At 59.3% G+C, this 11620-nt stretch carries 12 protein-coding genes and 1 pseudogene; 2 read left to right on the forward strand and 11 right to left on the reverse strand.

The features are described from left to right. Window positions 1-864 precede the first annotated feature (864 nt). Window positions 865-1185, forward strand: coding sequence for a high-potential iron-sulfur protein (locus tag DN412_RS40645; RefSeq protein ID WP_115216684.1), 321 nt, complete (start codon window positions 865-867; stop codon window positions 1183-1185). A 518-nt stretch (window positions 1186-1703) separates the two neighbouring features. On the opposite strand, the gene DN412_RS40655 is transcribed toward DN412_RS40645, so the two are convergent. From DN412_RS40655 to DN412_RS40670, 4 genes are all read right to left on the reverse strand, one after another. Next, a complete protein-coding gene (locus tag DN412_RS40655) occupies window positions 1704-2861 on the reverse strand; it encodes a hypothetical protein (RefSeq protein WP_161564124.1) in 1158 nt (385 codons plus the stop codon). Window positions 2862-3364: 503 nt separating this feature from the next. Then, window positions 3365-3586, reverse strand: coding sequence for a hypothetical protein (locus tag DN412_RS40660; protein ID WP_115216687.1), 222 nt, complete (start codon window positions 3584-3586; stop codon window positions 3365-3367). A gap of 295 nt (window positions 3587-3881) precedes the next feature. Next, window positions 3882-4997, reverse strand: a complete 1116-nt coding sequence (locus DN412_RS40665) for a medium chain dehydrogenase/reductase family protein (protein WP_115216688.1) — start codon at window positions 4995-4997, stop codon at window positions 3882-3884. Window positions 4998-5066: 69 nt separating this feature from the next. Further along, window positions 5067-5519 carry a pyridoxamine 5'-phosphate oxidase family protein gene (locus DN412_RS40670; protein WP_115216689.1) on the reverse strand — a complete coding sequence of 151 codons (453 nt, stop codon included), beginning with the start codon at window positions 5517-5519 and terminating at the stop codon, window positions 5067-5069. Window positions 5520-5924: 405 nt separating this feature from the next. On the opposite strand from DN412_RS40670, the gene DN412_RS40675 reads away from it, so the two are divergent. Beyond that, a complete protein-coding gene (locus tag DN412_RS40675) occupies window positions 5925-6224 on the forward strand; it encodes a cupin domain-containing protein (protein WP_244223070.1) in 300 nt (99 codons plus the stop codon). Here the strand turns inward: DN412_RS40675 and DN412_RS45305 are convergent. The 7 genes and pseudogenes from DN412_RS45305 to DN412_RS40715 all read right to left on the reverse strand — a co-directional run. After that, window positions 6220-6324, reverse strand: a pseudogene (locus DN412_RS45305) (short-chain dehydrogenase); the annotation flags it as partial. The gene DN412_RS40675 and the pseudogene DN412_RS45305 overlap by 5 nt on opposite strands. A gap of 60 nt (window positions 6325-6384) precedes the next feature. Next, window positions 6385-7266 (reverse strand): NmrA family NAD(P)-binding protein, encoded by an 882-nt coding sequence (locus DN412_RS40685; protein WP_115216691.1) that lies wholly within the window; start codon window positions 7264-7266, stop codon window positions 6385-6387. Window positions 7267-7300: 34 nt separating this feature from the next. Further along, window positions 7301-7987, reverse strand: a complete 687-nt coding sequence (locus tag DN412_RS40690; RefSeq protein WP_341868107.1) for a TetR/AcrR family transcriptional regulator — start codon at window positions 7985-7987, stop codon at window positions 7301-7303. Between the two features lie 126 nt (window positions 7988-8113). Continuing rightward, window positions 8114-8752: a glutathione S-transferase family protein gene (locus DN412_RS40695; RefSeq protein ID WP_244223071.1), complete on the reverse strand. Its 639-nt coding sequence runs from the start codon at window positions 8750-8752 to the stop codon at window positions 8114-8116. A gap of 6 nt (window positions 8753-8758) precedes the next feature. After that, window positions 8759-9304, reverse strand: coding sequence for a nuclear transport factor 2 family protein (locus DN412_RS40700; RefSeq protein ID WP_115216692.1), 546 nt, complete (start codon window positions 9302-9304; stop codon window positions 8759-8761). Between the two features lie 427 nt (window positions 9305-9731). Continuing rightward, on the reverse strand, window positions 9732-10754 hold the full coding sequence (locus DN412_RS40710; protein ID WP_115216693.1) for a GlxA family transcriptional regulator: 1023 nt from the start codon (window positions 10752-10754) through the stop codon (window positions 9732-9734). 130 nt (window positions 10755-10884) lie between these two features. Continuing rightward, the gene (locus tag DN412_RS40715; protein WP_167471194.1) at window positions 10885-11499 is read right to left on the reverse strand and encodes an HD domain-containing protein; all 615 of its coding nucleotides are present in this window, start codon (window positions 11497-11499) and stop codon (window positions 10885-10887) included. Window positions 11500-11620: the final 121 nt, after the last annotated feature.

The raw sequence follows: 11620 nt of genomic DNA on the forward strand, positions 1-11620 counted from the left end.
ACCGACCTCGGGCCCCGGATCGGTAGTACCCGACAGCAAGGCGCTGCTGGCTGCGGTCTGCGTTGGCGCCGTGGGTGAGGTCGGTGTTGACGTCCCGGTCCCGGTCCCGGACCCCGTTCCCGTTCCCGTTCCTGGGGCTGTGGCAGTTGCGGCAGCGTTGGCAGGCGCCGAATCGCCCCCGCCTCCTCCGCAGCCGCCGACCGTGATCGCCAGGCATGCAAGCGGCAAGGCCGCCAGGTTAATGTGGATGCGTTTCATGGAGGTCCCCCTTCCTTTGCTTAAGCACTTGAAATCCGATGGCTTTCGCAAGCGCAACGATAAGGTCAATCTAGCTGGCGGAATTGGAATGGAGAATCGGCTCTATGGACGAGATGCGTATATGCGGAGTGAGTCCCTGCGGCGCAATTAAAACGCGCTGCGCCACTGGCGAGCAGGATAACGTCGGAGTGCACGGAACTAGTCACGGAGTACTGTCGCCAGGGGCTGCAGGGTTCCCGTTAAGCCTTGCGGGACAAGGCATTGCCGACCATGCAAGCTAGTTGTCGGAGATCCCTGCAGGCACTGCGGCCGTCGCTACCCGAGGCTCTGAAAAATGCTGTCAAGCCCCACGGTAGTGGAATGCCAGCGCGTGCCAGACAGCTAATGAGTAAGTATTAGGAGATCCGCTAAAGCGATCGGGAAAAGTATGTATAGAAAATGAAACGTCGTGCGGCGCTTCGAAATAATGGTAAAGGCACCTCCTGCAGGCTCAAGCGCGAACCATGAATTAACGACATTGCCTCTTCCCCGCAATCCGCAGTAACCTCTGTCCCATACCATACGGCAGGCACATGCCGCCCATCGCCCCACGGAGAAACCCTCGCCATGCCGCGCAGACGACAGTTCCTTGGTTACCTTCCGCTCGCGCTGACTTCCGGGATGGTTGCCGCAGTGGTCCTTGGGAGTCGGCCGGCCCGCGCCGCGGCCATGCTGGGCGAGCAGGAGCCGCAAGCGCTCAAGGTCGGCTACAAGGCCGATTCCTCCAAGGTCGACCCACAGAAATACCCCAGCCACAAGCCATCCCAGACCTGCGCCAACTGCCAGCTTTACCAGGGTGACGAGCGCAGCGCCAGCGGCGGTTGTGTGTTGTTCGGCGACAAAGATGTCGCGGCGAAGGGATGGTGCAGCGCTTGGGAGCAGGGCTGATACCGTGCCTTGCACGCTTTCCGCCCGCCGTAGCCGGTCCGTTCACCCTGCCCGGCCTGGCTCATCCTCCGGCGTTGCGGTAGCAGACTGGTGTCGGCGCAGGGGAAGCGGCTCCAGTTCCCCCATGGTCGGCCCTAAGTCGGCCATCTGTCCCTGAATCCGGCGAATCGCTTCCGCGCGCGCTCGTTTGGGTTGCCATCGTCGCCGGCTTCAGCGTTCAGAGGGACAGCACGCGCGCCTGGCGCTTCTTTCCCGGTCGGCGTCGTACCACCGGTCTTGCGCCGCCGTCCACTACCACCCTGCCGCCCACGCGGCGCCACGCGCAATTCCGCCAGCAGCTGGCGCGCGAGCGCCGCTTCGGCTTCGCCCTGCCAGATTTCTCTGGTCGCATGTCGGTGCTCAGGTCGGTGTGATGCCGCCGGATATGGGCTGCCGGCTGCGGATTCAATCGGTCGACGCAACAGCTTGATGAAATCGTTCCGCCGGTGTATCGAAGTTTAGTGTTTTGCGCGATCGGTTCATTGGATAATCGGGTTGGCGTTGACATAGCACGCCGAATTATTGACCGCCAAGGCGCGCTGGATCAGGTATTGACCGCTGTAGTTGCCCTGAACGACGGGAGTGGTTGGCACCGGCAAAGTCACGTTGTAGTAGGAGCCGTTGGACAGCAGAGTCTGACTGGATCCAAAGGTCCAAGCGCACATGTCACCGTTCTCACTGCCCTGGGCGTTGTACCAAGCGTTGAGCTCCGGGTCGGTGACGGTTTCGTCCAGCTCATGGGCGATCACAGATACCATAGCATCCACGCCCGGGTTGTTATTGGGCGAACTGGTCGTCTGGTAAGTACAAGAGCCGATCGACTTCGAAGGGTTGCCGATGAAACCATACTTGATTGCCGCACTCCCGGAAGGGGTCGACATTGTCGTGTAGGTGTGCCAGCCGCAGTACTTGGTCAGGAATCCGGAGGATTCCCGGATATCAGACGAGGACAACACTAGATAGACTGCGCTCGCATCGGGCGTACCTCCAGAACACGAGGACTTCGCGGCAGCCTTCACCAGCGACTGTACGGTGGAATCCGATAAAGTCTTCCCGCCGTAGATCGAAGAGGATGGCTGCGTGCACTCGAGGATCGTCGTAGACGCCACGCGGGTCACCCCGCCCGCCACCGACTGCGTGTACTGCCCGAATCCGCCGATGCCATTGGCACCAGTGGTGAGGCCAGAGTAATCTGTATACGAGCCATAGCTACTCTGCATACCTGCGTCGTAGCCTAAGCCGTAGATCGCGTTCCGAATGATCTGCTGTCCTGTCGGAGTATCGGTCTTGTTGCTCTGATTCCAGTTGCCATACCAGATTAGAACCACCTTACTGAGTGAAGCCATTACCGGCCCGCCGTAGTACTGGATCGGATAGGCGTTGGGGCTCGTACCACCGGCAGGCGGCTGGTAGCCCATGGACGCCGACGGGGGAGCCTTACCAAACGGATTAATGGTCGACCCCATCGGTGGAGCCGTCCGGTGCACGATCTTTTGTGGAATCACGCCGTCTGCCTCTGGCACTGGCTCTTTGCCATCGCGGACGTTCTCGGTAGGCGTGGCGGTTGCGACGAACGACAAAACACTGGATAACAGCCCCAGCAGGGCTCTGCGCGCGAAACGTGAATTGTAAATCATGTCCCCCTCCTGACTTGCAATTTCAATCTGGCCTATTTCACTGTTTATTACAGCCCGTTCTGTACGGCACATCAAAGGTAGTTCTGCCCTTCGGGACAGCCGTACTGACCAGATGGGCGCAACGGGCAATATACTCCTCAGGTTGCATTCCCAGTACGTTCACACAGGCGCGACCGCGCTCGATGTCCGATGCATGCAACGGTGAGTGGCCGAGCGGCGGAGGAGCATCGCGTGCACTATGATTGACGGATATGGCCGACGCCGCGCGAGCGCTGATCGACCGCCGGCCCGTGCGGCGAGCAGGCCGGTCTCGGTCGGATGCCTACGGCGAAACTCCGGCCGCCTCTAATCGACCCTTCTGAGTCATCCGACTCCGCAGCGCCGAAGGTGCAGAGTCGACGGAATGACGGCCGCTGACAACTTCCGTCGCTACGATTGCTACGGCCAGGACCGGTCGGTCGTCGAGCCCGTCAATTTTGGGCTCTGGCCCTCGCACCATTACTTCACTTCTCGTCGGGGCTGTTGTATGGCTGACGTTTCCCAAACACTTGCGCGACCAAGGGCACTGTGGTGATGACCCCTACAGCGAGCAGCGTCCAGCCGATGGCGCGGCGTTGTTCCGGATTCATTCGGTCGCTGAGCAACAGTGCGAGGCCCGCGGCGCCTGCCGCCCGTGTTCCGGCAATCAATCCAATTTCTGGAATGGTCAGTGATACCTGTTTCATCTGTGCCTCCTGGCGGGTTGGACAGATTCGAAGTAGTTTGCGGCGCGTGCGGCTGGCGGTCTGTGCGCAAGCCGACACTGCTGACGGTTAAATCAACGAAGACATGCTGGCGGCTGCGCCCCTCGGCGCTCGCCTTCAGTCGGAAACCGCGGGGACCGCTTTCCTGAACTTCAGGGACAGCTTTCGGAAGCCAGGGACGACCGAGATGGGTCAGGTCGGGAAGAGACTGGCTCCCCCCGCTGAGCATTCCTGCAGACACCAACCTCTCACGCAAGCAATTGAACATTGGCTGCGCTCATGAACCGTCGCCCTCGGTGGGGACCAGAGTAGCTTTTCTGCAGCCATCGTTGAGGTTCGCAATCGCGTCAACACCTTTTGCCACCAAAACGACTTTGCCTGTAACACCCTGCTCTCCCAGCAACTCCTGCGCCTGTCTTGCCTCAGCCAGAGAAAACTTTTCTGCGATCAGCGGCTTGATTCTTTTTTGTTGAAGCAAATCGAACAAGGCGATCAGATCCTGGCGAAACAATGCTGGCCGCATCCGCTTGAGCCACTGAATGCTATAGGGAACGACGCGCTTCCGGCCCGGGAGAACGTAGCCGGCGGCAATGAACAAAACGAAGATGGCGAGTCGTTGGAATCGATTCCTGCGGCCTGAGCGACCAGACGCCAATCGCCCTCCCCGTAGCGCGGCAGAGAGTCCATAGGCCACTACCGTCCCGCCGGGACACAGGGCCTCGCGGGAACGCCAAATATTGGGGCCACCGATGCCATCAAAGACGACGTCCACACCGGATCCCGTGAGGCGGTGAATTTCTTTCACAAAATCAACCTGCTTGTAATCAACCGGGATCCCGCCCAGGGCAGAAATCACAGGCGTATGTTGTGATGAGCAAGCACCGTATATCTCGAGCCCCGCAAGGCGCCCGAGTTGCATCAATGCCGACCCGACTCCACCTGCCGCGCCATGAATCAACACGCGCTGGCCCGCCTTGACTTTCGCGGACCGATGTAACATCTGGTAGGCCGTGACATAGTTCAGCACGAGGCTGACAGCCTCGGCGGCGTCCAATCCGAAAGGCACCGGAACAAGTTCACGCTGCGGCAGACAGACGAACTCGGAATACGCGCCGGTGATGGGTAGCGCAGCGACCAACTGACCTGAATCGACTTCGGAAACTCCGTCGCCAAGTCGATCCACCAGTCCAACCAGGTCCCACCCCGGTGTGAAAGGCAGAGGAGGCGTTTCGGGATGAAAGCCTTCGCGCATCATCAGGTCGGGCTGGCACACTCCCGCTGCCAGCACCCTTACCCGCACCTCACCGTTCTTTGGCTCAGGGCACTCTTCATCTATCACCTGAAGCGAATCAGGCCCGCCGTAATGGGTGACTATGACGCGCGTGTTTTTCATTTGACGGAGCCATCTCGGTAGCAGGACTGCGTGGCGGATTGCTGATCTATATGTTGTCTTAGACAAGTGCTAGCACACAACCAGGTCCGCGTGTCCGAAACCTTTCGAATAGTCAAGAACAGAAATGACAGTGGGCGTCACTCGGAAGATCCTCACCTCGTTCCGGGTAGGCATTGGTACTGGCAGCTTGGTTTGCTGCGGATACTTCAGGGGAAGCATGTGCAGGACCTCGTCCGCCTCGACGGGGTCGAGGACGAGCTTCGCGCGCGCTGCCATGGACAGCCCCGTGATCGCCAGCAGGTCAGGGGTATCGTCATCAATGGTCAGGGATACCCGGTCGTCCTGAGCCAGATTGGCTGCTTTCTGGCTTTCCAGGCCACAGAGGAAGTAGAGGACAAGGCCTTTGCTAACGTAACCCACAGTGGTCGCCTGCGGCCAGCCATCCGGCCGGATCGTGGCGATCGTCATGATCCGGTGTTGCTCCAGTAGCGCCAGGATCTTCTTTCTGATCTCGTCATCCATAATGACTCTCCCTTGCAGTCGGGAAATGGGGTACCGCGTTGCCAACGCTTCGGAGACGCCTCGAGTGCAGGAATGGGAAGAGGCAAGACAGGCTGGGGTCGCCTGTCCGATAGCACCCGTCACGAACCGGAAGGCTGCGGTTGCGTGACGCCACCGCCATCAATCCTTGCTTCATGATAGAAGCCGCAAATCCTTGCTTGTTGACTTGTATCAATCAAGTTCAGCGACCGTCCACAGGTGCCACTGGTGGAGTTGGCTCGGAATTACTAAGCCGCGATGTAGCGCCAAGTCTTCAAGAGAGAACAATGGAGTTTCCCGCGGAAGCCGCTGTCAGGGCTGCGTGGCGCTACGAAGCGACGACCGGAGCCTATTCCTCATTTGACAGAAGGCGCTTGCATATACGCCTTGGAGGGACTCATCCGTTATTCCGTTGACGGTGTTGTCAGGGATCTGACACAAGGTGCGTGGATGCATACACCCAAGGGCTCCGTTCATGCGTTCAGCAACCCTCATCAGGCCACTGCCAAGGCGCTAATCGTCCTTACCCCTGACCTGGGTGCGCAATACTTTCTGGATGTACAGGGAGCAGCTTTCCGCTTCGCCGAAAGGCAGCTTCGGGTCCGCTCTGAGACGGTCGTAGGCCAACCGCCAGTTACCGCCCGACCTGGAATCCCGCGTGCGCGCCCTGAGCCGCGGCATCGATGATGACCTGGTTTCCGCGACGGTGAAATTCCTCGGCCAGTCCAAGGCCAATGCCGGACGTTCCGCCGGTGATGAAGATCGTGTTGTCACTGAGTTTCTGGATGTGTCCCCCCAAGCGCCCACCCAATGGATGGGTTGTGTGGGCGCCAGTTCCGGGTCGGATTTATGCTTCGAAGGCTTCGCGATTGGCCTGAACAAATTCGGCGACCGTCTGCGGCGCCCTGCCCGTGATCTCCTTAATGACGCCGTCAGTACCGGAGAAGATGCCGTTCTGATAGTCGACCGCGGTAGCCAGGAAATGCTGGACCACGAACTCCGGCAGGTTGTACTTCTCCAGATGCTCACGATATTGCTCAAGGGTCGACGGCGCATAGGTGATCTTGCGTCCCAGCACCTTGCCAATCTCCTCCGCGATTTCTTGCTGATTCAGCTCGACAGGGCCAAAGAGGGAATAGGTCTTGCCGATATGATTCGGCGGTTCAGTAAGGACATTTGCGATCAGACGGGCCTGGTCCTCGGCGGCGATCGGTGCATGACGACCGGCACCATAAGGCAACGTGATCTTGCCTTCCTGCACGAGGGGATCAAGTACCCACGGAAAAATCAGCCATTCGGAGAAGTAGGTCGGGCGAATATGGACGGCCGGCACACCGGACCAGTCGAGCACGCGCTCGGCGATCCAGTGATCGCGAGCAGCATGGCTCTCCGAATCGTCCCGCGCCGAGATTTGCGACATCTCGATGACGACCTCTACGCCGGCGCGCTTGGCGGCATCGGCAAAGTATGAGGTTGCCTGAATGTAGCCCGGACGAACGGGATAGCAGAGATACGCTCCCGCAACGCCTTCCATCGCGCGAATCACGTCGTCGTGCTCGAGAAGGTCGCCAACGAAGATCTCTGCGCCTTCATCGCGAAGCGCAGCGCTGCGCTCATCCTCCTGGTGTACGAATGCGCGAACCGCGTGTCCTGCCTTGAGCAGGAATCGGGTGGTGTAGACGCCAGTCTTGCCGGTGGCGCCAGTGATTAGGTATTTGCGCTGTTCCATGAGTTGCTCCAATCTGTGAATGTGTCCGACAGGTCTAAATCGCCCCGAGGTGCTGCTTCACATCCTCCAGAATCGCCGTTGAAGCGTCGGAATCTTCAACGACTCTTGACATCGTTACGGCCCCAATCATGGCCGCCACCGCGAATACAGCCGACGACCTGGCCGCATTTGGCGGCTTGCCGACCATTCGCTTCGCCAGTACATCGACCAGATCTTCAAAACCTTGCGTGGCTGCCGCCCGCGTCTGCTCATCAGCCCTGGCGAGTTCGCTTGCCATAGCTACCAGCGGGCATCCGCCTGTCTGTGTGTCGCGGTGGCTTTCAGACACATAGGCGTTGACGATGGCGGCAAGTCCTTTGTCCGCATCGCCATGTCGTGCGGCGGCTTCCAGCCCATCGATGACCTCGGTCATCGCCTGCGAACACGCTTCTGCGACCAATTGATCCTTCGAAGAAAAATGCCGATAAAACCCGCCCTGCGTGAGGCCTAATGGCAACATCACGGCGTTCAATCCCGTCGCTTGAATGCCGTGGAGTCGGAACTCTCGCGCTGCGGCCTCGACAATGCGTCGGCGGGTATCCGCTGCTTCAACCTTGGATTTGCGCATCAGCTTGCTCCGTATCGTTTGTTTGTGGTCGCTAACCATCTTATTTAGATGGTAGGTGACATCTAAAACGAAGTCAAGGAAGAAAGCTGCGAGGTCGCGGTTTTTGGCCTGCAAGCAGGAACACGCGAGGACGCACGGAACTACCCGCGTAGCGGCTGCCGTCGGATTTCAGGTGGAAAAGTTGCCACTGCGGCGCTTCTGGTAGCGCAGCAGGCAGCAAGACAAAGCGGAAGAGAATCCTTATTCGAAGGCCTTCAGTCCCTTCACTACGGCGGGGCGCTGCCCGACTGCCTGAAACCACCGCATAAGGGCCGGGTGATCCGGCCACTGAATATTGCCGCTGAGCGCACGGGCGATGGTGAACGCCGCAATGTCGGCAAGCGAAAAAGCATCGCCAGCCATGAACGCTGTCGACTCCAGGAATTGCTCCGCTTCGATGAGTGCGGCACTTGCCAGTTCATGGATGTGCGAGGCCTGCGCGGTCGCGCCGGTTTGCTCCAGCCGGAATGCGCCGTGACTTACCGCGATCACGTCAGTCAGAAAATAGAAAAAGCGCTCATAGACCTTGGCGCGTTCCACCGGATCGGCGGGCAGGAGCTTGTTCTTGGAGCGCTCGGCCGCAAACAGCATGATGGCATTCGACTGCGTCAACACGAAATTGCCGCCGTTCCGGTACTCGACAAGTACCGGAACCTTGCCGAAGGCATTCAGGACGCGATGTTGCTCGCTGCGCTGTTCGCCCGCAGCCAGGTTGATCCGCTTGACCGTATAGGGGACGTCTGCCTCGTCAAGCGCGATCGCGGCACGGATACAGTTGCCAGTCAACGCTCCATACAGTTCGATAGAACCTTGCATGCGCCCTGCCTCATTGGGATCCATGCTGCCTCACGCCAGGCCGCCCGGCAGATACTGGCGCACCGCCTCAGCCGACGTCTCGAGAGGCGTAAAGCGACGATTGAAGGTCGACCCACCAATGTAACGCTCAGCAATCTTCCACCCATCATCGGTCTTGCGGAGTCGGTCCAGCATCGGCGAGTAAAGCCAGATAACGGGCAAGTCGTCACTTTCGTCCACTTGGCCATTGCTCAATTTTGGCGCATCTTCTGGCGCAGCGTAGCGCACCAGAAGATTCTGGTAGCGAACGGCGACCAGCCCACTGGCTTCCATATCGACAATGTGATTGCAGGCGCAGCGGCCAACGCCAGGAACCAGATATGGGTAATGCTCAGTCAAAAAATGCCGGACGTCGTCCTCGCCGCTCAAAGTACCGTGGAAATGGACGATCCTGGCGTCGGACGTAAAGGACGCGATCATGCCCGGAAGGTCCCAGGTCTCGAACAGCCAGTTAACGCGGTTGACGTAGTCGACTGCGCTTGCGCGCACTTCAGCTCCAATCGGCCCCGCCGGATCGACTTTGGGGAAGAAACGCATCGTTGCCTCCTGTGGTGGATTGTTGCAAATTCGCCGCTTTGAACGCGAAACCTTCTCCGCCATAGCAAGGAGCGGGCAGCAAGATCCGCCACGGTCGTTCCCGAAAGCGATCCGTCGCTCAACTCAGGCACATGACGCACCCTCGCGCAGAGGAAATTAGACAATGCCCGCGTTCGAGAAGTGGGCGCATCCGGGCCTTACGATCATAGTCCGGCCGATCCGCCCCTGAAAGTCTGCGGTGCTGGAGCATGCGAGCTAGTTCGCCGCAGGTATTTCCTGCGGCGGTTCCGGAAAGCGACCGGCATGACGGCAGTCGATTATTGCCAGCGACTGCGTGTGGATAGAGCGCGCGAAATTCCGCAGTTCAGTACCCTCCCCGTAGGGACCATCGCGGCTGGCGCCTTTCGAAAAATCTTCGTCAGAGTGCTCAGGAGAAGGACACTGGCTCGACGCGCGTCAACCTGCCAAAACGGCTGCGATAGTCTTGCGGCGAGACTCCCAGCGTCTTGATAAACGCCCGGCGCATCCGCTCATCGTCCCCAAAGCCAGTGTTGTGCGCGATCTGTTTGATGGGGTCCTGCCCCTCCTCAAGGAGGCGGCGTGCAGCTTCCAGCCGGATCTGCTCGATCGCGCGGGCTGGGCTTTTTCCAGTTTCGCGCTGATAGACGCGCGCGAAATTGCGCGGGCTCATATGCGCCGCAGCGGCAAGCACTGGGACGGAGAGATCTTTGGCAAGGTTGTCGTTGATCCAGATATGCAGATCGTCAAAGCGACCTCGTGCGTCTCGGATTTGCCGCCGAAGCTCGAAGCTGAACTGCGATTGTCCGCCTGGTCGTTTCAGATACAGAACCAATAGCCGCGCCAGCTTCAGGGCAACTTCATGGCCGAGGTCCTCCTCGACCATGGCGAGCGCCATGTCGATGCCGGCCGACACGCCAGCAGAGGTCCAGACATCATCGGAAGCCACGAATATCGCGTCGGGCTTCACAAGAACGGAAGGATGCTCTCGCTGCAGCCGCTCACAGACTGCCCAATGCGTCGTCGCTTCTCGACCATCCAACACACCAATCTGTGCAAGCGTGAATGCACCGAGACAGACGGAGCCGATCCGACGAGGGCGGTTCAGATTCTGGGCGATACAAGCCCGCAAAGCCTCCGAAGCGCTGGGCGGAGCAGCCAGGTCTCCGCCCGCAATCAGCAGCGTATCCACTGCCTCGGCGAAGACGTCCTCCAGCCGCACTGATTGCAGAACTACGCCAGAATCGGTGGTGACTAGCCCCCCCGCTTCAGAAGCGATCTCAATCTTATAGGCCGGTGCACCATTCTTGAGATGTGCCTCGGTGAAGACCTGAATGGGGCCCGTAATGTCGAGGAGCTTCGCTCCGCTGAATATCACAAGGACGACTTTGCGAGGCGTTTGCGCCGGCGACACGGCGGACTTCGAGGACATGGCGTACGTTATGCCGGCGCTCCGGCGTTGACAAAAAGCACTTGGCCTCAGCACGCCCTCAAAAGGAGGCTGAGGCCGTTCGATGAAAAGACATGCTGCGGCACGTCCGCGAAAGGCATTCAGGCCCGCCTCAACTCTCGAAAGGCGCGAAGAGCAACAAGTCGCAGACATTCGGAACCTCCAGGTCCGGAACGAGGCGACGGCCGATATCGGCCAGACCCGTTCCAATCGCCGTATGCGGTTTCTTCCTGGCTACTTCAGCTAACGCCTCAGTGAACGCCTTCTTGAACCCGACGCGGGGGTACAAGGCAAGCGTCTCGTCGATGAGCTGCGGAGAAATCTCATCCATGCGCAGGCCCATGACGTCGACGTGCGCACCGAAATGGACCAGAGCAACCTCAGGCTCTCTGCGATCGGCGATATCGGCCGACGAGTGAAGTGCAATGGCATCCCAAACGAGGTTGGTCTTCGCCGACGGATAGTCATGAGCGTGCAGGAACCTGCTGGCTGCATCAGCCCCGTCCACTTCGAAGCGCTTATCAGCCGCGTGATCGTGTGACAGGCCAAGATCGTGGAGAAGAGAAGCCACGTACACCAGTTCGCGATCGAACTTCATCTGGCGCTTCTTGGCTAGAAACTCGGCAAACCAGTAGGTTCGATGGACGTGATTAAGAATCGCCGGCGTATGAGCTTGCTTAGCGAGCGCCGCGGTCTTGCGCGCCAAGGCCGAATCCGGAGCGATAATTAAAGTGGACCCACGATTTGAGACAGTGATCAGGCGGTGGTTTAAGCTGTCGTCCTTGACGGGATGATGGCGAATGAGTGAAGGCAAGAAGCGCAAGGTACACACGGCGGAATTCAAGGCC

Source organism: Cupriavidus lacunae, assembly GCF_003353055.1.
Taxonomy (GTDB): Bacteria; Pseudomonadota; Gammaproteobacteria; order Burkholderiales; family Burkholderiaceae; genus Cupriavidus; species Cupriavidus lacunae.